Consider the following 20148-nt stretch of genomic DNA (forward strand, 5'->3'; position numbering starts at 1 on the left):
CACGACGGTGACGCGGGTCGCGCCCGACGGCGCGCGGGCGCGGGTCGAGACCGACCGCGGGGACCGGGTCGCGCCGATCGTGGTGGTCGCGGGCGGGGTCGGTGCGCGCGACCTCGTCTACCGTCCGAGAGCGCTGCGGCGGACGGCATACGCCGATCGGTATCTGATGACGGATGCCGCCGTGCCGCCCCGCGCCGACGCCGAGACCGCCGTAGTGCACCTAGCGCCTGGCGGCGTGCTCGAGTCGTTCCCGCTGCCCGGCGGGCGGCGTCGGTTCGTCGCGTGGGACGCCGGCGGGAGTGCCGCGTGGGACGCCGGCGGGAGTGCCGCGTCGCGGGCGGATCGGTTGCGCCGTGCTATGCGCGAGCGGGGCGAGGCGGAGGCTGCCGAGGCGGTGACCGAGGCGACGGAGTTCGGGGTGCGGCGGGTGCTCGCGCCCGGGATGCGTCGGTACCGCGTGTTCGTGATCGGCGACGCGGCGCACGAGGTCAGTCCGATCGGCGGCCAGGGCATGAACCTCGGACTGTTGGATGCCGCGACCCTCGCTCCCCTGCTCGCCGCCTGGATCCGGTCGGGGTCGACCCCCGAGGCCGACCTCGCGGAGTGGGAGCGTGACCGTGTGCGCTCCGCGCGGGTCGCCGGCCGCCTTGCCGCGGTCAACATGGCGCTCGGCCGACCCGTGTCCGGCGCTGTGCACGCGCTGCGCTCGCGCGTGCTGGGTTCGGTGCTCGCCGCGACCGGCGGGCTCGTCCCGCACGCCTACGCGATGGGCCTCGACCGCGCGAGCCGCTGAGGGGCCGGCCGCGGCGCGGTTCCGGGGACGCGAGTCGTCGCCCGCGCGACCCCCGCGCGACACATCGCGTCCCTGGAGCGTCGGGGCGAGGCGCGGGTCGACGGCGCTCGCGGTTCGAGGGACGCGTCCTGCCGCCTGCGCGGCCGCTTCGCGACATCTTGGGTCCCCGGAAGCGCAGGACGGGGCTGCGACCCGTCCGCATCCACTGCTCCAGGGACGCATCCCGTCGCCCGATCGACCTCCCGGCGACACGTCGCGTCCCTGGAACCGCCCGCCCCGGGGTCAGGACAGGCTCGAGCCCACCACGAGTTGCACGGCGAGGACCAGCGCGGCGGCCATCACGAGCCGGAATCCCGTGCGGTCGGGGCCGCGGCGCCGCATCCGCAACAGCACCGCACCCGCGATGATCGCGACGACGACGGCGAACGGGATCATCGCGGCCGCCGGTGCCCCCTCGGCGAGGCTGCCCACGAGCACCGCGACCGCGGCGAGGACGATACCGGCGACGGCGAGGACGACGGATGCCGCAGCTCCGAGCCGATGCGGCAGTCCGCGCACCCCGGTGCGGCGGTCGTCGTCCAGGTCCGGGAGGACGTTCGTCAGGTGGACGGCGGCGCCGAGCACCGCTCCCGCGAAGGTCGCCCAGAGCGCGGCGGGCTGCGGGTCGGGTGCCGAGAAGGTGGCGAGTGACGGAAAGAAGCCGAAGCTCACGAGGAACGGCGCGAGCGACGCGGGGGTCGCCTTGAGCCCGGCGTTGTAGCTCCACGCCGAGACGAGCGCGACGACGTGGGCGAGCAGCATCCCCCAGCCGAGGACGGCGGAGAGCACGATCGCGACACCCAGCGAGGCGAACGCCGCGATCCACGCGGTGCGCACGCGGGTGTCGCCGCGGACGAGCGGCTTGTCGGAGCGGCCCACCGTGGCGTCGCGGAACAGGTCTATCGCGTCGTTCGACAGGCCGACCGACACCTGCCCCGCGAACACCGCGACGACGAGGACGACGAGGCGCCACGGCTCGAGCCCGGCGGCGAGGCCGAGGGCCAGCGAGAGCGCGGTCACCACGAGCGACGGCCCGGGGTGGGTGGCGCCCCACAGGGCCCGCGCGGTACGCATGCTCGATCCTTTCACGCCGAGTCTGTACGGCGGACCTCCGGCAGTGGAGCGCGAGGCGCGGGCTCGGAGGATGATCGTCCCCCACGGTCGGGCGGATGCCACCACCAACCGCACGAGCTGCGGGGCACGGCGCATTGACTTCGGTCACGGAGGACGCGCCGCCGCGAGGATGAGAGGACTCTCATTCCCGGGGTGTGCACAACGTGTGTTCTGGGCCCGTTTTTCCGGGGTGGATGTCGGTGGCCAGTGGCAGAGTGCAGGTATGACGGATGCGGCGGAAACCCCCGGTGGCGAGGACTATCTCGCTGCTCTGGCAGGGGTTGTCGCGGACGTCGATTCCGCGGCCCGGCGGATCGCCGCCGCGCAGATCGAGGAACTGCGTGCACTGGCCGCGGCGGGGCGGTTGGCCGAAGCGCAGATCGCGCAGCGCAACGCCCGCGTGCAGGTCCACGACATGGCGTTGCGGTCGATCGCCGCGGAGGTCGGCGGGGTCATGCGCGTGACCGACCGGACCGTGCAACGGCGGATCGGTGAAGCACGAACCCTGGTCGAAGGGTTCCCCGCGACGGTCGAGGCATGGGAGCAAGGTCGCATCGTTCGGGGCCACGCGATCGCGATCCTCGAGACCGGGACGAGTTTGCCGGCCGAGATGTGGACCGAGTTCGAACAGGTCGCGATCAGCCGATGCGAGCGAGACACCCCGAACCGGGTGCGAGGCGAGCTCGAGATCCTCGCCCACCGGATGCACCCCCGCTCGTTCGCGGAACGGCACGAGCAGGCCGCCGCCGGGCGGTGCGTGCGGATCGTGCCGGGGCGAGACGGGATGAGCGACGTCGTCGCAACCGTCCCGACGGTGATCGCCGAAGGGATCCACGACCGGCTCACGCAGCAGGCACGCGCGATCCTCGACACCCGCAACGAGCGCGCCGCTGCGCACGGCGGGGCTGGTGTGTCGTTCGGGGACGCCGCCACGACGCATGGCGACACCGACACCGACACCGACACCGACGATGCCGGCGCCATCGTCGCCACTGACAATCGCTCCACCGATCAGGTCCGGGCGGACGTGTTCGCCGACCTGCTCCTCGCGGGAACACCGGCCCTCGACGACACCCGAGACACCACCGCAGGCCCGCTCGGCGCGATCCGAGCACGCGTGCAGATCCTCGTCCCCGCCGCGACACTCACCGGCGAGGACGACGGACCGATCGACCTCGCCGGCCGCTCCCCTATCGATCCCGCGACCGCCCGGACGCTGGCCGGCGGCACCCACATCTGGGAGCGGCTGTTCCACGACCCGGCCACCGGGGTCACGGTCTCCACCGACTCGTACCGTGTCCCGTCGGGGATGCGCAGGTTCCTGCAGGCCCGTGACCAGCACTGCCGGTTCCCCGGATGCCGCGTCGCCGCCATCCGCTGCGAAGTCGATCACACGCACGATCACGCCCTCGGCGGACGAACCGAACTCTCAAACCTGGCTCATCTGTGCCAGAGGCATCACTCGATGAAGCAATTCACCGCGTGGAGGGTCCGACAACTCCAGGGTGGAGTCCTCGAATGGACCTCACCCCTCGGCAGGACCTACCGCGAAGACGCACCCACCCCGGCCGTCGCGTTCACCCCTGCCGCACCACCACCACCGCCGACCGCACCAGCGGAATCCGCACCCTTCTGAAACAAGAGGGCGCCCTGCGCGCCGCGCTGCACGCATCCCCCCAGAAGGGTCGGACGCACGCCGGACAGCTCGCGCCCACCTGGAGTGCGTTGCGCGCAGAAGGCACACGGCGCACGGGGTGCGCGTCGGAGCGCCCTCACCCGTTAGCCGCCGCTCTGAGCCCTCAGCCCGCCGCCGCCTCAGCCCTTCACCGCCTCAGCCCGCCACCGCCACAGCCCGCCGCGCGCGGCACGCCTCAGCCCTCGAGGATCCGCTGGAACAGCATATGGTCCTGCCAGCGCCCCGCGATCTTCAGGTACCCCGGGGCGACGCCGATCTCGGTGAAGCCGCACCGCCGCAGCACCGCCCGCGACGCCGCGTTGTGCAGCAGCGTGCCGGCCTGCACCCGATGCAGACCCCACTCCTCGGCGGCGGCGCGCGCCACGGCATCCACCGCCGCGGTCATGAGGCCGCGACCCGCGAACCCGCCGTCGATCCAGTACCCGAGGTTGGCGCTCTGGAACGCGCCGCGGACGATGCCCGACAGGTTGACCCGACCGACGATGCGCTCCCCCGCCACCAGCACGAACGGCGCAGCGACCCCGGCATCGCGGTCCCGCAGCACCGCCTCGAGCTCGGCCCGCTGACCCGCCTCCGTGAAGAACGACTCCGCCCGCACCGGCTCCCACGGCGCGAGGCGCTCGCGGTTCCGGCGGTACGCGTCGGCGAGGGCCGCGGCATCCGTCACCGCCGGCTCCCGCAGCGTCACCCCGGCACCACCGAGCGAGGTCATTCGTCGAGCAGCTCCGCCTCGATCACGTCATCCTCGCCCGGTTCGGCCTGCGCCGGACCGCTGCTCGTGAGCACGAGCTGCGACCCGTCGACCGCGACGTCCACGCGCACCACGTCACCGTCGTGCACACCGCCCGACAGCAGCGCCATCGCAAGCCGGTCCTGGATCTCCGACTGGATCAGCCGCCGCAGCGGCCGCGCACCGAACAGCGGGTCGTACCCGCGTTCGGCGAGCCAGGCGCGGGCGTCCGGCGTCACCGCGAGCGTCAGTCGACGATCGCGCAGGCGGCGCTGCAACGCATCCACGGCGAGCTCGACGATCTGCGCGAGATCGGACTCGCTCAGCGGCGAGAACATCACGACGTCGTCGAGTCGGTTCAGGAACTCGGGGCGGAACACCTGCCGCACCATCGTCATCACCTGCTCGCGCTTCGTCTCGTCCGTCAGCGTCGGATCGATGAGCACCGGCGACCCGATGTTGCTCGTCAGCACGAGGATCGTGTTCGTGAAGTCCACCGTCCGCCCCTGGCCGTCGGTCAACCGTCCGTCGTCGAGTACCTGCAGCAGCACGTCGAACACCTCGGGGTGCGCCTTCTCGACCTCGTCGAGCAGCACCACGGAGTACGGACGGCGCCGCACCGCCTCGGTGAGTTGACCGCCCTGCTCGTACCCGACGTACCCGGGAGGGGCACCGACGAGCCGCGCGACGGCGTGCTTCTCGCCGTACTCGCTCATGTCGATGCGCACCATCGCCCGCTCGTCGTCGAACAGGAACTCCGCAAGCGCCTTCGCGAGCTCGGTCTTGCCCACACCGGTCGGCCCGAGGAACAGGAACGAGCCGGTCGGCCGGTTCGGGTCGCTGATCCCGGCGCGGGAGCGACGCACGGCATCCGACACCGTCTTCACGGCCGCCTTCTGCCCGATCAGCCGCTTGCCGAGCTCGGACTCCAGGTGCACCAGTCGAGCGCTCTCGCTCTGCAGCAGTTTTCCGACCGGGATGCCGGTCCACGCCGCGATGACCTCCGCGATGTCCTCTTCGGTCACCCGGTCGCCCACCATCCGCTCGGCTCCGTCACCGACGGCACCCTCGGCCAACTCCGCCTCGGCGAGCTTGCGCTCGAGGGCCGGGATCTCGGCGTAGAGCAGCCGCGACGCCCGCTCGAGATCGCCCTCGCGCTGCGCCCGCTCGGCCTCGACACGGAGCGCGTCCAGCCGCGTCTTGTAGTCGCCGACGGCGTTCAGCGACGCGCGCTCGCGCTCCCACCGCGCCTGCAGGTCGTCGAGCTCCTGCTGCACCTTCACGAGCTGGTCGCGGAGCGCCGCGAGGCGCTCCTTCGAGGCGTCGTCCTTCTCCTTCTTCAGCGCGAGCTCCTCGAGCTTCAGCCGGTCGGCGTGCCGGCGCAGCTCGTCGATCTCCAGCGGCGCCGAGTCGATCTCCATGCGCAGGCGCGACGCGGCCTCGTCGATGAGGTCGATCGCCTTGTCGGGCAGCTGCCGCGCCGGGATGTAGCGGTTCGACAGCGCCGCGGCGGCCACCAGCGCACCGTCCGAGATCGCGACCTTGTGGTGCGCCTCGTACCGCTCCTTGAGCCCGCGGAGGATCGCGATCGTGTCCTCGACGCTCGGCTCGCCGACGTACACCTGCTGGAAGCGGCGCTCCAACGCGGCATCCTTCTCGATGAACTCGCGGTACTCGTCGAGCGTCGTCGCCCCGATCAGGCGCAGCTCGCCGCGGGCGAGCATGGGCTTGAGCATGTTGGATGCCGCGACCGACCCCTCGCCTCCGCCGGCACCCATCAGCGTGTGCAGCTCGTCGATGAAGGTGATGACCCGCCCCTCGGACTCGGTGATCTCCTTGAGGACGCTCTTCAGCCGCTCCTCGAACTGGCCGCGGTACATCGCGCCGGCGACCAGTGCGGAGATGTCGAGCGCGATGAGCTCCTTGCCCTTCAGGGACTCGGCGACGTCGCCCGCGACGATGCGCTGCGCGAGCCCCTCGACGACGGCGGTCTTGCCGACGCCGGGCTCACCGATGAGCACGGGGTTGTTCTTCGTGCGGCGCGTGAGCACCTGGCTGACCCGTCGGATCTCGCCGTCGCGACCGATAACGGGGTCGAGTTTGCCCTGCCGGGCGCGGTCGGTGAGGTTGACGCCGAACTGTTCGAGGGCGCTGCCCTGATCGTCCTGTCCGGGGGCGGCTTGTGCGTTCATCATCTGCTCCTGAAGGGTCGGTCCAAACTTGAGCCTGAGTGACTCAAGTTTATCACGACGCCATCTCGCCGGCTCCGACGAGATCGTCCGCGCAGGCGAACCGCGCGCGGTACGCCGTCGGCGTCGTGCCGAGCACCCGCGAGAAGTTCTGCCGCAGCACCGCCGCCGAGCCGAACCCGCACTCGTAGGCGATCGCGTCGAGCCCCAGGTCGGTCTGCTCGAGCAGCCGCTGAGCGTGCAGGATCCGCTGGCGCCCCAGCCACGCCGCCGGCGTCGTGCCGTAGTCGGCCTTGAAGCGGCGCGCGAACGTCCGCGGCGACATGTGCGCCCTGGCCGCCAGCTGATCGACCGACAGGTCCCGGCGCAGGTTCTCCAGCATCCAGTCCGTCACCGGCGTGAGCGACAGCGACGTCGACACCGGCAGGGGCGTCGCGATGAACTGCGCCTGCCCGCCGTCGCGCTGCGGCGGCACGACCATCCGCCGCGCGATCGTGTTCGCCGCCTCGGCGCCGAGCTCGATCCGCAGCAGGTGCAGGCACGCGTCGAGCCCGGCCGCCGTTCCCGCGCTCGTGATGATGCGGTCCGACTGCACGTAGAGGACGTTCGGGTCGACCTCGATGTCGGGGTACATGCGCGCCATGGTCTCGGCGTATCGCCAGTGCGTCGTCGCGCGGCGCCCCGAGAGCACGCCGGATGCCGCGACGACGAAGGCGCCGCTGCAGACCGTGAGCACCCACGCACCCCGCTCGACCGCACGGCGGACGACGTCGAGCGCGCGAGGGTCCACGTCGTCCCACGCCTCGCGGGGGATCGGGGTCACGACGACGAGGTCGGCCTCGTCGGCGAACGCGAGGTCCTCGTCGACGTTGATCGAGAATGCGAGGTTGCTCGGCACGGCGCCGGGATCCGGGGTCACGATCCGGAAGTCGAAGTTCGGGATGTCCTCGTCGCTGCGGTCGAGCCCGAAGGCTTCGCACGCGAGTCCGAACTCGAACGGAGCGAACCCGGACTGGACGATGCAGGCGACGGTACGGATCATGGGCGACCTCCGGTCACGCGATGGCAGGATTCCTGCGGGCAGTGGCTTCACGGCCACTCGTGGCAGGATGCCGCCAAGCATAGCGTTCCTGCCATGACCGCCGCACTCCTCCTCATCCTGTTGTCCCTCGTCGTCGTCGCCGCCGTCATCGGCACGATCCGCCTCGTCGCCACCGACGGCTACCGCCGGCAGCCGACCTGCCCGCGCGCTCCCCGCCTCCCCTAGACTCGGGGCCTCGCGAGAGGAACCCCCATGAGCACCCCCCTGCCGCCGGCGCAGCCGCCGTACCCGCAGCAGCCCTACCGCACCGCACCGGCGACACCCGGTCGCGGGCCGGCCGTCGCCGCCGTCATCGTCGGCGCCGTGCCGATCCTGCTCGGCGGACTGTGGCCAGCGGTCTCGATCTCGCTCTACACGTCGTCGAACTACACGCTCGCCGGAGTCGTCAACGCCGCGTTCGCACTGTTCACCTGCCTCATCGCGGTCGTCGCGCTCGTCCTCGGCATCCTCGCTGCACGACGACACGTCGCAGGCCGCCTCCTGGGAGGCATCGCGATCGGCCTGGCCGCCGCGCAGATCGTCGGCACCGTGCTGAGCTTCGCGTCATCCAGCATCGCGTCCGCTCTGTACTGACCCCGGGGCGGTTAGGCTCCGACCATGGAGATCGGATTCGCCGTCGCTGTCGCCGCCGTCATCGCCACGAGCCTGTTCGTGGCGGCTCGTCGCTCACGACGCGACCGCGCTGTCGTCGACGCCGAGGGACCGGGCGCGGCCGCGCGGCGGGAAGCCGAGTCGCAGGCGCGCCTCGCGAAGGGGACCGCAGTCTACGTCGACGGTCGCCACAACGCCGGCGGCCCGATCTGATCAGCGCGTGACGAGGTCGCGCGCGGCCGCGAGCAGGATGTGCGCCGACCGACCCCAGTCGAACGTCCGGATGTGGGCGGTCCCCGCCTCGATGAGCCGCTCGCGCACGCCGGGCTCGTCGAGTGAGCGCACGGCGCTCACGACGGCTTCGGGGTCGAGCGGGTCGACGTACAGGGCGCCGTCGCCGGCGACCTCGCGGAAGATCTCCATGTCGGTCACGACGGCGGGCACGCCGAGCTCCAGCGCCTCGGCCACCGGCAGCCCGTACCCCTCGTCGAGGCTCGTCGTGACGAGGGCGGCGTCGTCGGCGAGGAGCGCCGCGTAGGCGGCATCCGTCACCCCGTCGTGGAACACGACCGAGGCTCCGCCGGCGAGGGCGGTCAGCTCGGCGCGACGTTCCGGGGTGATGCGCGAGAGCAGGTGCAGCGTGTGGTCGGGCAGCTGCCGCATGGCCGTCACCAGCGTCTCGACGTTCTTGTAGGGCATGAACGAGCCCATGTAGACGAGGTTCCGCACCGGACCCGCGCCCACGGTCGTCCCCTCGGGCAGGAGGGCGGCGAGACGCTGCGGGGCGTTCGGGATCACGACGACCGGCCGCTTCGTCAGCCGCACGCGGGCGAACTGGCGCGCGCTCGTCTCGCTCACCGTCGCGACGAGGTCGGCCGCGTCGAGCGTCCAGCGCTGCGGCCAGTACGACAGGTGGAACAGCCGCCAACCCAGCCGCACGTACCAGGGCAGCGCCCGCGGGGGCGTGCGGTGCCGGTAGTAGATCGTGTCGTGCAGCGTGAGGATCAGGCGGAACCGCCGCCCCGCCGACCCGATCGTCTGCATCGGCGAGAACAGCACGTCGGGTCGGTGCCGGTTCAGCAGCAGCGACGCGAACGGTTCCTTGGCCGACGTCGGCGAGTGGATCGTGAGGGTGATCGCACCCTTCGGCAGGAACGCCCGCTGCCGTTCGTCGTGGATGAGGAAGGTGACCTCGGTGCGGTGGGCGGATGCGGCATCCGCCACCGCCTGCGCGAGCTCGGCCGAGTAGCGACTGATGCCGTCGTGGAAGTCCGTGCGGATGTAGCGCGCGTCGAAGAACAGACGCATGTCAGACGTCGAGCGGTTCGCCGCGGTAGAGCTTCTCGAACGTGTCGAGGGTGCGCTCGATGTCGTGGATGTCGACGCCGTCGAGCGACGCGTGCTGCATGCGCGAGTACTCGGCCTGGTCGGCGGTGAGCACGGTGCGGATCTTCTCGGCGAGCTCGTCGACGTTCCCGGGCTCGAAGAGGTAGCCGTTCTCGCCGTCGTGGACGAGGTGCGGCAGCGCGACGGCGTTCGCGGCGATGACGGGCAGGCCCGAGGCCATGGCTTCCATCGTCGCGATCGACTGCAGCTCGGCGACCGAGGCGATGACGAAGACGTCCGCCCGCGTGTAGGCCGCCCGCAGCTCGTCCTCCGACACCCGTCCGCGGAACGTGACCCGGTCCTCGAGCCCGAGGCGCTGCGTGACCTGTCCGAGGTTCTTGCGCTGGTCGCCGCCCCCGACGATCTCGAACTCGATGTCGAGGTCGGGCAGCTTCGCGATCGCCTCGAGGGTGACCTCGACGTGCTTCTCGGTCGTGAGGCGTCCGACGAACAGGACGCGCCGGCGCTTCTCACGCGGCGCGAGGTTCGGGGTGTAGTTGCTCTTGCGGATGCCGCAGCTGATCGGGATGACACCCTGGATGTCGATCGTGCTCTCGAGGAACTCCGCGGCCTTGCGCGTGGGGGTCGTCACGGCGCGCGACATCTTGAAGGTGCGCTCCGCATCCGCCCACGCGATCTTGAGGAAGATGTCGTAGAGGAACTTCGGCAGCAGCGTGAAGTCGAGGATGTTGTCGGCCATGATGTGGTTCGTCGCCACGACCGGGATGCCGCGCTGGTTCGCGATGCGTGTCAGCGCACGACCGATGACGATGTGCGACTGGCTGTGGACGACGTCGACGTCCACCGTGTCGAGGATCTGCCGCGCGTAGTGCTTGCCCCTCCACGGCAGCACGAAACGCAGCCAGTCGTGGGGCCGGTACCGCCAGCCGGGCAGGCGGTGGACGGTGAGCTTCTGCCCCTCGATCTCCTCGGTGAACACGCCGTGGTTGCGGTGCCCGACGCTCGGCGTCGCGACGTGCACGTGGTGGCCGCGCTCGGCGAGCCCGGCGGCGAGGCGTTCGGTGAAGCGTGCGCCACCGTTCACGTCGGGCGCGAACGTGTCGGCCGCGATCACGATGGTGAGGGGTCCGCGTTCAGAAGCGGGATGGTCCGGGGGCGTCATGGTCACGGGGTACGGGCCAATCTGTGCGTCGATGGCGGGAGTGGTGGGTCCCACCGGTGGGGCGCAGGGATGCGGGGGCGCCGGGCCTCGATTCTAGCCGGGGGCCGGGAACTCCTCCGCTGGGAGCCCGGCGCGCCCCGCCCCCGGATCAGCGCAAACCGAGGCGCACCGAGAGCGGGTGGTGGTCCGACCCGAGCGGCCCGATCCACTTTCCGCCCGCCGTCTTGCCCGCGTTCGCCCACCGGAACACGACCGACCGCGACGGCCGCACGAGCACCTTGTCGACGTGGTCGCCCCACGTGACGCTGACGAACGGGGTGAGCGACATGGTCGGGTTCGCGGTGTTGTAGTGCTGCAGGCTGAGCGCTCGCGCCTGGTCGTACGCGTCATGCCAGCCGCGCTGCTCGAGCACCGCCATGGTCTTGTCGCCGGTGCGGGACTTGTGCGTGTTGAAGTCGCCCAGGACGATCACCGGCGCCTTCGTCCAGTCGGTGAGCGACCGATGCGTCTTGTTCAGCCTGGTCAGGGTCGCCGAGATCGCGTCGGCGAGCTTGCCGGCCTCGTACTCGCGCTGACGGACGACGGATGCGGAGGTGCCGACCACGAGGTGCGTGTTGGCGACGAGCAGATAGGCGCCGGAACTGTGCCGCACGGCGGCCCACGACATCCCCTTGCCGGCCGACGCGTAGGTCGAGGGGAAGAGCGTCGCGCCGGAGGTCGCGCCCCCGGACTTCGCGGCGACGGGGGCGAACCGGCCGGTGCGGATGAGGATGTCGTTCTGCCCGTTGTAGGCGAACCGGTAGCCCGAGGGGGCGGCGGTGTACTTCGACGCCTCCTGCAGGGCGACGATGTCGGGGGCGAGCTCGGCGATGCGCTTGTCGATGACGGTCTTGCGCGAGGCGATGCCCGAGCAGACGTTGGAGCAGACGTTCCAGCTCACCGCGTGATAGCTCGGCCACGACGCCGGCAGGGTCGCCTGCGCCGTGATCGTCTCGTGCGCGACCGGCGACGAGCGCGGACCCATGCCGGCCGACGACACCCCGCGCACCTGGATGAAGTAGGCGACCCCGGGCTTCAACCCCGTGACCGTCGCCTTGGAGGTCGTGGTCTTCTGGTTGACGGGGTGCTCGGGCCGCGTGACCTGCGCGTGGCTCGTGCCGGCGTAGACGTAGTAGCTCGTCGCTCCCGGGATGTCGGCCCAGTCGACCGTCAGCGAGGTCGTCGAGGCGCCGACGTAGTTCACGAGGCCGGCCCTGGGAGGGACGGAGGCGGCGAACGCGGGCGAGGCGGGAAGGGTGAGGGCGAGCGCGATCGCAACGATCACTGCGACGGCGCTGCGAGCGTGGGGGACGCGCAGCATAGGCGGATGGTAGCAACCTACGCTTGTCGGCATGACGCGAATCTCTGCCCAGGCGGACCCCGCGCGATGGGTCCCGATCACGGGATCCTTCGGGTTCCGTGGACGACGCGCCCGCAAGAAGGCGATCGGGATGCTGCTCGCCCAGGCGAACGCCGCGTTCGGCCGCGAGCAGCCCGGTAGCAAGGTGGCGGCGTGGGCGATGAGCCAGGCGATCCCCGCCCTCATGCGCCGCGCCGACGGGCGGCTGCTCGCGTGGGTGTGGAGGGACGATCCCGAGCTGCTCGTCGCGATGGCCCAGGTGCAGGAGCTCACGCCCCAGCTGCGCACGATGCGGGCGAGCATGCCGATCGAGTACGACGACACCGTCACGTTCACCGGCTCGCCCCTGGGTGTCGGCGAGAAGCTCGAGATGCCGCTGCCGCCGAACCCGCGTCAGACCCCCTTCGCGTCGTACACGTGGGACACCGGCACCCACCTGGTGACCCTGACCGCCGTCATCGCCGACCGCGAGCGCTTCGGCGTCGTCCTCCCTGCGGTCGATGAGCTGGCCCGCTCGCTGCGACTGGTCGACGACCTGACCGTCGGCGAGGGCCCCGGCACCCTCCGCATCGACCCCGCCTGACCCCCGGCATCCCGCCTCCGTCGCCGAGACGTCGCAGATGGTCACTTTCACCGGCGCGCAGCGACCATCTGCGACGCCTCGGGGCGCCATCCCCGCTCGAGGAGGGCGGCGCGGGTGCGCTCGAGTGCCCACCGGCGGGCGGCGCCGCGATGCGAACGGTTCACCCGGATGACCCGCCACCCCGCCGCGGCGAGGTCGTCCAACCGATCCACGTCGCGCGCGAACTGACGGTCGTCGAGGCGATGCTGCTGCCCGTCGTATTCGAGCAGCACCTTCGTCGGCGCGTGGACCAGATCGCCGTAGGCGAGGAACCGACCGTGCGCATCCCGGATCTCGGCATTCACCTCGAACGGCGGAAGCCCGGCCTCCCGCGCGTCCAGCCGAAGGAACGTCTCCGCGACGGAATCGGTTTGCGGCTCCGTGAGCTCGAGCGCACGTCGCAATCGCCGCACGCCGCGCGACCCGTCCCGCTCGGCGACCGCGGCCTCCAGCGCATCGACAGTGAGCACAGGGTGGTGGCGACGGAGCAGCGCATCCGCCGCGACGACGAGCTCACGGTCGCTGAGAAGGGATGCCGCCTGGCACCACGCGACCGCCGGCTCGACCACCGGCATCCCGTCCACCAGCCGGAGGCGGGCCGCCTGGGAACGGTGCCCGCGCACTCCCGCCCCGCGAGCCCGAACGATCGGTGGGATCGCGGTCACATCGAGGGTGGACCGGAGTCGATCGGGAGCCCACCCTCCCGCGAGGACGAGCGCCGTCGCGTGCGAGAAATGCTCCCCGGCCCGCAGCTTGGGCAGATAGCCGAGGGCGAGCGCCCTGACGTCGTGAGCCTCTTCAGGGGAACGGACACCGTAGAACGGCGCCGCAAGGGACGGATGCCGCAACCGACGGCGCGTGACGCCGGCGTCGAGAGCGTGCGCGACGAGGAAGCGGTCGGGGAGACCCGGGGGAAGGACACTCGACATCCGCCAACGATCCCGCCGCGATCACCGTCACCCACCCGCCCGTCGACCCCTTGTGGACATCCGCCCGCCCGTCGGACCCCTGGAGAAGCCTCGAGACGTCGCAGATGGTCGCTTCAGACGCCGTCGGGCGACCATCTGCGACCCCTCGGCGACCGCCGGAAGCGTCAGTCGTCGGAGGGGGACGGATGCGGGCGCCACAGCACGACGTCGGTCGCGCGGCGCACGCGCGTTCCCTGACGGAGCGTGACGACCGAGCCGGTCGCGCCGGCGGCGAACACGCGGGCACCGCGGCGGGCGGCGACCTCGTCGCGCAGGCGCGCCTGCAGTCCCGAGACCTCGCGGCGCAGCATCCGCACCTCGTTCTCGAGCTCGATGATGCGCGAGATCGCCGGCAGGCTCACGCCGTCGGCCGACATCTGGGCCACCTCGCGCAGCTGCGCCACGTGCCGCAGGGAGTACCGGCGCGACCCGCCACGGGTGCGCGCCGGTACCACAAGGCCCAGCCGGTCGTACTGACGGAGGGTCTGCGGGTGCATGCCGGCGAGCTCGGCCGCGACCGCGATCGCCAGGATCGGGGCCTCTTCGTCGACCTGCTCGTTCGCCATGCCTCTCACCTCACTCGCGCGCCTTGGCCATCAGATCGGCGCGGGGGTTCTCCTTGGGTTCCAGCTCGTGGAAGCGTTCCAGCGCCTCGCGCGCCGGTCCGTCCAGGTGCGTCGGGACCGCGACCTGCACCTCGGCGAGCAGGTCGCCGGTGCCCTTCGCGGTCTGCACGCCCCGCCCCTTGACGCGCAGCACGCGCCCCGACGGGGTGCCGGGGGCCACGCGCAGCTTGACGACGTCGCCGCCGAGCGTGGGCACCTCGATCGTGGCGCCGAGGGCCGCTTCGGTGAACGTGACGGGGACGTGGATGCGGAGATTCAGCCCTTCACGCGTGAAGACGGGATGCGGGCGCACGCCCACCGTCAGCACGATGTCGCCCGCCTCACCGCCGTCCGGGGAGGGCCGGCCGCGCCCGCGCAGCTTGATCTTCTGGCCGTCCGAGACCCCCGCGGGGATCTTGACCTTGATCGGCCTGCCGTCCTCGCCCTGCAGGGTGATCGTGTCGCCCTTCACGGCCGTGGTGAAGTCGAGGGTCGTGCGGGCGGTGACGTCGGCACCGCGCTGCGGACCGCCGAAGCCACGGAACCCGCCGCTCGGCTGCCCGAAGCGGCCCGAGCCGAAGCGGCCCCCGCCCTGCTGCCCGAACATCGCGAACAGGTCGTCGAAGTCGGCCTGCTGGCTGCCTCCTCCGGTCGAGAACCTGCTGAACACGTCCTCGAATCCGCCGCCGCTCGCGCCGGGCTGGAAGCGCGCTCCTGAGCCCATGGCGCGCAGCTGGTCGTACTCGGCGCGCTGCTCCTTGTCGCTGAGCACCGAGTACGCCTCGCTGATCTCCTTGAACTTCGCCTCGGCCGCGGCATCCCCCGCGTTCGAGTCGGGGTGGTAGGTGCGCGCCAGCTTGCGGTACGTCTTCTTCAACTCGGCATCCGAGACGTCCTTCGACACACCGAGGACCTTGTAGAAGTCCTTGTCGAACCAGTCCTGACTGGCCATTGCCCCTCCCTCCCTTACTCGGCCGGGACGGCGACGACGACCTTGGCGGGACGCAGCTCGAGGTCGCCCAGGCGGTAGCCCACCTCGACCACTTCGAGGATCGTCGCCTCGGTGGTGCCGGGAGTCGGCGCCTGGAAGATCGCCTCGTGCTGCTGCGGGTCGAAGGCCTCACCGGCTTCGCCGTAGCGCTCGACGCCCAGGCGGGCGACGACCGTGCGGATCTTGTCGGCGATCGCGGCGAGGGGTGTGCCCTCCTCGAGGTCGCCGTGCTTTTCGGCACGGTCGAGGTCGTCGAGGACCGGCAGCATCCCCTTCGCGACCGAACCCTTGGCGCGCGCGATCTCCACCTCGCGCTGCTCCTCGGTGCGGCGTCGGTAGTTGGCGTATTCGGCCTGGACGCGCTTGAGGTCGAGGACGAGGTCGTGCTCCTCGGCGGGTGCATCGGCCACCGCGGCCTCGTCGGACTGGGCGGCACCGAGGATGTCGTCGACCGTCAGCTCTTCGGGCTGCGTGTCGGGACCGTCGGCGGCGCCCTCCGGGGCCGCCTGGTCGGCAGCCCCGGAGTCCACGACCTCGTCCCCGTCGTCGGGCCCCTCGAAGTCCTTGTCCGCCATGCTTACTTCTTCTCGTCCTCGTCGTCGACGACCTCGGCGTCGACGACATCCTCATCGGATGCCGCCTGCTCACCGGCCGGCGCGTCGGTCGGGGCCTGTGCGGCCTCGGCCTGGCTGGCGGCGTAGATCGCCTCGCCGATCTTCGTCTGCGACGAGTTCAGCTTGTCGTAGGCGTCCTTGACGGTGTCGTCGTTGTCGCCCGCGAGCGCCGTCTTGAGGGCGTCGACGTCGGCCTGGACCTCGGTCTTGACGTCCTCGGGCAGCTTGTCGGCGTTCTCGTTCAGGAGCTTCTCGATCGAGTACGAGAGGGTCTCGGCCTGGTTGCGGACCTCGGCGGCCTCACGGCGCTTCTTGTCCTCGGCCGCGTGCTCCTCGGCCTCGCGCACCATGCGCTCGATGTCCTCCTTCGGCAGCGACGAGCCGCCGGTGATCGTCATCGACTGCTCCTTGCCCGTGCCCTTGTCCTTGGCGGACACGTGCACGATGCCGTTCGCGTCGATGTCGAAGGTGACCTCGATCTGCGGGATGCCGCGGGGTGCCGGCGCGATGCCGGTGAGCTCGAACGTGCCGAGCGGCTTGTTGTCGCGGGTGAAGTCGCGCTCGCCCTGGAAGACCTGGATGGCGACCGACGGCTGGTTGTCGTCGGCGGTCGTGAAGGTCTCGCTGCGCTTGGTCGGGATGGCCGTGTTGCGCTCGATGAGCTTGGTCATGATGCCGCCCTTGGTCTCGATGCCGAGGCTCAGCGGGGTGACGTCGATGAGCAGCACGTCCTTGCGCTCACCCTTGAGGACACCGGCCTGCAGGGCGGCGCCGACGGCGACGACCTCGTCCGGGTTGACGCCCTTGTTGGGCTCCTTGCCGGCTTCCTTCTTCACGAGCTCGCTCACGGCGGGCATACGCGTCGACCCACCGACGAGCACGACGTGGTCGATGTCGGCGACCTTGATGCCGGCCTCGCGGATGACGTCCTCGAACGGCTTCTTGGTGCGGTCGAGCAGGTCCTTCGTGAGGTCCTCGAACTTCGCGCGGCTCAGGGTCTCGGACAGCGACACGGGGCCCGAGTCGGTCAGCGAGAGGTAGGGCAGGTTGATCGAGGTCGACTGCGAGCTGGAGAGCTCCTTCTTCGCCTGCTCCGCGGCCTCCTTGAGACGCTGCAGGGCGATCTTGTCGCTCGAGACGTCGACGCCGCTGGTGTCCTTGAACTGCTTGATCAGGTAGTCGACGATGCGCTGGTCCCAGTCGTCACCACCGAGGCGGTTGTCACCGGCGGTGGCCCGCACCTGGATGGTCGAGAAGTCGTCGTCCTTGCCCACCTCGAGGAGGGAGACGTCGAAGGTTCCACCACCGAGGTCGAAGACGAGGATGAGCTCGTCCTCCTTGCCCTTGTCGAGACCGTAGGCGAGCGCGGCGGCGGTCGGCTCGTTGATGATGCGGAGCACGTTGAGGCCCGCGATCTCACCGGCCTCCTTCGTGGCCTGACGCTCGGCGTCGTTGAAGTAGGCGGGGACGGTGATGACGGCATCCGTCACCGTGTCACCGAGGTACTGCTCGGAGTCGCGCTTGAGCTTCTGCAGGATGCGTGCCGAGATCTCCTGCGGCGTGTAGTTCTTGCCGTCGATCGCCTGGGTCTTCCAGTCGGTGCCCATGTGGCGCTTGACGGAGGTGAGGGTGCGGTCGACGTTCGTGACGGCCTGGCGCTTGGCGGTCTCGCCGACGAGCACCTCGCCGTCCTTCGTGAACGCGACGACCGACGGGGTCGTCCGAAGACCCTCGGCGTTGGCGATGACCTTCGGCTCGCCACCTTCGAGGACGGCGACGACCGAGTTGGTCGTTCCGAGGTCGATTCCCACTGCACGTGCCATGTGATTCTCCTTCGTGTGGCGTTTGCGTAGATCTGAAGTCTTTCCGCGGTCCTGGCCACAACCTGAGCCGCGATGACTCAAGGCTACTCCGTCCTGCCCCGAGCGTCAAACCAACTTGAGCCGACTCATATCAAGTTTGCAGACCAGCGGACGTCACCGGGAAGTACCGCGGTCGGGGTAGTGTGCGCCTCATGACGCGTTCCAGCGGCGGGACGCCCCAGATCCCCGCCACCGCCGACAGCGGCGCCCTGCCCGTGATGTTCCAGGACCTCGAGGAGCACCCCGTCGCGCGCAAGAGCGTCGTGTCGTGGGCGATGTGGGACTGGGCGACCCAGCCGTTCAACTCGGTCATCCTGACCTTCGTCTTCGTGTCGCTCTACCTCGTCTCCGACACCTTCCTGCCGGCGGACATCGCGGCCCTCGCCGACGACGACCCGCTCAAGCAGTCCGCCCTCGCGGATCTGTCGAGCGGCTACGGCCTCGTCTCGACGATCGCGGGGCTCGCGATCCTGCTGCTGGCGCCGATCCTGGGTCAGGTCGCCGATCGGAAGGGCCGCAAGAAGCGCTGGCTGCTGATCGCGACCGCTCTGCTGGCTCTCCTGCAGTTCGGCCTGTTCTTCGTCTTCGCCGACCCGTCGTTCTTCTGGGTCGGCGCGATCCTCGTCTCGCTCGGCGCCGTCGCGTCCGAGATCGCCGGCGTCAACTACAACGCGCTGCTCGTGAGCGTTTCGACCCCGCGCACGGTCGGCAAGGTGTCGGGGCTCGGCTGGGGACTCGGCTACATCGGCGGCATCCTGGCCCTCGTCGCGGTCGTGGTCCTGAACGCGGTCGAGTGGTTCGGCCTCGACACGTCGAACGGACTCGCCTACCGCCTCATCGCGGTCGGCTGCGCCGTGTGGACGATCGCGTTCGCGATCCCGCTGTTCCGCAACGTGCCCGAACCCCCCGCTCCCGCCGGCGCGCCGCCGCTGGGCTTCGCGGCGTGGTTCCGCGAGTTCTTCCGCTCGATCGCGAACCTGTTCCGCTCGCACCGCCCGACCGCGTGGTTCCTGCTCGCGAGCGCCGTCTACCGCGACGGGCTCGGCGGCGTCTTCGCGTTCGGCGGCGTCCTCGCCGCCGTGGCCTTCGGGTTCTCGCCGAACGAGGTGATCCTGTTCGGCATCGCCGCGAACCTCGTCGCAGGAATCTCGACGGTCGTCGCCGGCCGCCTCGACGACCGGTACGGCGCGCGGGCGATCATCCTCACCTCGCTCGGCGGCCTCGTCGTGACGGCCCTCGCGGTGTTCCTGCTGCACGACGCCGGCAAGCTGCCGTTCTGGATCCTCGGACTGCTCCTGTGCGCGTTCGTCGGTCCCGCGCAGGCGTCGACACGGTCGCTGCTCGCCCGGGTCACACCCGAGCACATGCAGGGCGAGGTGTTCGGGCTCTACGCGACGACGGGCCGCGTCGTGAGCTTCCTCGCCCCGGCCATGTGGACGCTCTTCATCGCCGTCTTCGGGGCGACCTACTGGGGCATCCTGGGCATCGCGATCGTCCTCGTGCTGGGACTCGTGCTGATGCTCTTCGTGAAGCTCCCCCGTCCCGCGCATCTGCGCTGAGCGACCGCGAGCCGACGCGTTCGGCATCCATCCACCGGGGTGGAGTGCCGTTCGCGTCGGCTCGCGAGCGGATGCCGGGGCTCAGCGCTCGGCGCGGGCGAGGTTCTCGCGCAGCTCGTCGGCGTTCTGCCGGATGACGTACGCCGGCTGATCGCGCTCGACGCGCCAGCTCTCGTCGAGGCCGCCGACGTTGACGGTGTCGAAGCCGAAGTCGTCGTAGAGCTTGGAGATGAAGGTCACGCCGTCCTGCGAGTCGCTCGCGGTCGCGAGGGCGCGGCGGTTCGGTGATCCCGCGGGGGCGCCGTCGGTCGTGATGTCGGCGGCGGGGATGTGGTTGAAGCCCTTGACGACGGTCGACTGCGGCAGGCGGTCCTGCAGCATGCGCGAGGTCGTGGTCTTCTTCTCCTCGAGCTCGGCGATGCGGCCGTCGCGCTCCCAGTAGTAGTTGTTGGTGTCGACGACGATCTTGCCGGCGAGCTCGGCGACGGGCAGGTCGTCGATGGCCTTGAGCGGCACGGTCACCACGACCCACTCACCGAAGGCGGCGGCCTCCGCTGCGGTCATGGCCTGCGCGTTCTCACCGAGCTCGGCGACGAGGTCCGTGAGGGTCTCGGGGCCCCGCGAATTGGCGATCGCGACCTGGTGCCCCTGACCGACCAGCACGTGAGCGATGGCCGAGCCGATGTGTCCTGCGCCGATGATTCCTACGTGTGTCATGTCTCGAGGGAACGCGTCCGCCCCGTCCGCATTCCCGGACGGCGACCGG

General features: G+C 70.8%; 20 protein-coding genes. 7 read left to right on the forward strand and 13 right to left on the reverse strand.

Annotated features, from left to right (window positions below; translation table 11 throughout):
- Positions 1-793 (forward strand): FAD-dependent monooxygenase (locus NH287_RS11175; protein WP_253035679.1); only part of this gene is annotated, 793 nt, incomplete at its 5' end.
- A 282-nt stretch (positions 794-1075) separates the two neighbouring features.
- On the opposite strand, the gene NH287_RS11180 is transcribed toward NH287_RS11175, so the two are convergent.
- Complete coding sequence (locus tag NH287_RS11180) at positions 1076-1906, reverse strand: UbiA family prenyltransferase (protein ID WP_253035680.1); 831 nt, start codon at positions 1904-1906, stop codon at positions 1076-1078.
- A gap of 262 nt (positions 1907-2168) precedes the next feature.
- Here NH287_RS11180 and NH287_RS11185 point away from each other — a divergent pair, with 262 nt between their 5' ends.
- Positions 2169-3581: an HNH endonuclease signature motif containing protein gene (locus NH287_RS11185; protein ID WP_253035681.1), complete on the forward strand. Its 1413-nt coding sequence runs from the start codon at positions 2169-2171 to the stop codon at positions 3579-3581.
- Between the two features lie 235 nt (positions 3582-3816).
- Here NH287_RS11185 and NH287_RS11190 read toward each other — a convergent pair whose 3' ends face one another.
- From NH287_RS11190 to NH287_RS11200, 3 genes are read right to left on the reverse strand one after another with little or no spacing between them, the layout of a single operon-like run.
- Positions 3817-4353, reverse strand: coding sequence for a GNAT family N-acetyltransferase (locus NH287_RS11190; protein ID WP_253035682.1), 537 nt, complete (start codon positions 4351-4353; stop codon positions 3817-3819).
- Positions 4350-6563, reverse strand: a complete 2214-nt coding sequence (locus NH287_RS11195) for an ATP-dependent Clp protease ATP-binding subunit (protein WP_253035683.1) — start codon at positions 6561-6563, stop codon at positions 4350-4352. Before NH287_RS11195 ends, NH287_RS11190 begins: the two co-directional genes overlap by 4 nt.
- Positions 6564-6615: 52 nt before the next feature.
- On the reverse strand, positions 6616-7602 hold the full coding sequence (locus NH287_RS11200; RefSeq protein WP_253035684.1) for a GlxA family transcriptional regulator: 987 nt from the start codon (positions 7600-7602) through the stop codon (positions 6616-6618).
- 93 nt (positions 7603-7695) lie between these two features.
- Between NH287_RS11200 and NH287_RS15275 the strand changes: the two genes are divergently transcribed.
- The 3 genes from NH287_RS15275 to NH287_RS11210 are packed head-to-tail and all read left to right on the forward strand — an operon-like array spanning position 7696 to position 8466.
- Positions 7696-7827, forward strand: a complete 132-nt coding sequence (locus NH287_RS15275; RefSeq protein ID WP_290440555.1) for a hypothetical protein — start codon at positions 7696-7698, stop codon at positions 7825-7827.
- A gap of 27 nt (positions 7828-7854) precedes the next feature.
- Positions 7855-8235 (forward strand): hypothetical protein, encoded by a 381-nt coding sequence (locus tag NH287_RS11205; protein WP_253035685.1) that lies wholly within the window; start codon positions 7855-7857, stop codon positions 8233-8235.
- 24 nt (positions 8236-8259) lie between these two features.
- Positions 8260-8466: a hypothetical protein gene (locus NH287_RS11210; RefSeq protein WP_253035686.1), complete on the forward strand. Its 207-nt coding sequence runs from the start codon at positions 8260-8262 to the stop codon at positions 8464-8466.
- Here the strand turns inward: NH287_RS11210 and NH287_RS11215 are convergent, their stop codons facing one another.
- The 3 genes from NH287_RS11215 to NH287_RS11225 form a co-directional block, all read right to left on the reverse strand.
- The gene (locus tag NH287_RS11215) at positions 8467-9561 is read right to left on the reverse strand and encodes a glycosyltransferase (protein ID WP_253035687.1); all 1095 of its coding nucleotides are present in this window, start codon (positions 9559-9561) and stop codon (positions 8467-8469) included.
- A gap of 1 nt (position 9562) precedes the next feature.
- On the reverse strand, positions 9563-10762 hold the full coding sequence (locus NH287_RS11220; RefSeq protein ID WP_253035688.1) for a glycosyltransferase: 1200 nt from the start codon (positions 10760-10762) through the stop codon (positions 9563-9565).
- A gap of 148 nt (positions 10763-10910) precedes the next feature.
- A complete protein-coding gene (locus NH287_RS11225) occupies positions 10911-12122 on the reverse strand; it encodes an endonuclease/exonuclease/phosphatase family protein (RefSeq protein ID WP_253035689.1) in 1212 nt (403 codons plus the stop codon).
- A 31-nt stretch (positions 12123-12153) separates the two neighbouring features.
- Between NH287_RS11225 and NH287_RS11230 the strand changes: the two genes are divergently transcribed.
- Positions 12154-12744: a hypothetical protein gene (locus NH287_RS11230; RefSeq protein WP_253035690.1), complete on the forward strand. Its 591-nt coding sequence runs from the start codon at positions 12154-12156 to the stop codon at positions 12742-12744.
- Positions 12745-12791: 47 nt separating this feature from the next.
- Here NH287_RS11230 and NH287_RS11235 read toward each other — a convergent pair whose 3' ends face one another.
- The 5 genes from NH287_RS11235 to dnaK form a co-directional block, all read right to left on the reverse strand.
- The gene (locus NH287_RS11235; RefSeq protein WP_253035691.1) at positions 12792-13712 is read right to left on the reverse strand and encodes a hypothetical protein; all 921 of its coding nucleotides are present in this window, start codon (positions 13710-13712) and stop codon (positions 12792-12794) included.
- Positions 13713-13876: 164 nt separating this feature from the next.
- The gene (locus NH287_RS11240) at positions 13877-14317 is read right to left on the reverse strand and encodes a heat shock protein transcriptional repressor HspR (protein WP_064002620.1); all 441 of its coding nucleotides are present in this window, start codon (positions 14315-14317) and stop codon (positions 13877-13879) included.
- 10 nt (positions 14318-14327) lie between these two features.
- Entirely contained in the window at positions 14328-15308 is a 981-nt protein-coding gene (locus NH287_RS11245) for a DnaJ C-terminal domain-containing protein (RefSeq protein WP_253035692.1), read from the reverse strand.
- Between the two features lie 14 nt (positions 15309-15322).
- On the reverse strand, positions 15323-15922 hold the full coding sequence (locus NH287_RS11250) for a nucleotide exchange factor GrpE (RefSeq protein WP_253035693.1): 600 nt from the start codon (positions 15920-15922) through the stop codon (positions 15323-15325).
- 2 nt (positions 15923-15924) lie between these two features.
- A complete protein-coding gene (dnaK, locus tag NH287_RS11255; RefSeq protein WP_253035694.1) occupies positions 15925-17784 on the reverse strand; it encodes a molecular chaperone DnaK in 1860 nt (619 codons plus the stop codon).
- 191 nt (positions 17785-17975) lie between these two features.
- On the opposite strand from dnaK, the gene NH287_RS11260 reads away from it, so the two are divergent.
- Positions 17976-19382: an MFS transporter gene (locus tag NH287_RS11260; protein WP_253035695.1), complete on the forward strand. Its 1407-nt coding sequence runs from the start codon at positions 17976-17978 to the stop codon at positions 19380-19382.
- 81 nt (positions 19383-19463) lie between these two features.
- Here NH287_RS11260 and NH287_RS11265 read toward each other — a convergent pair whose 3' ends face one another.
- Positions 19464-20099 carry an NADPH-dependent F420 reductase gene (locus NH287_RS11265; RefSeq protein ID WP_253035696.1) on the reverse strand — a complete coding sequence of 212 codons (636 nt, stop codon included), beginning with the start codon at positions 20097-20099 and terminating at the stop codon, positions 19464-19466.
- Positions 20100-20148 lie beyond the last annotated feature (49 nt).

It is taken from the genome of Microbacterium sp. CnD16-F, from assembly GCF_024124465.1.
GTDB classification, from domain to species: domain Bacteria; phylum Actinomycetota; class Actinomycetes; order Actinomycetales; family Microbacteriaceae; genus Microbacterium; species Microbacterium gawkjiense.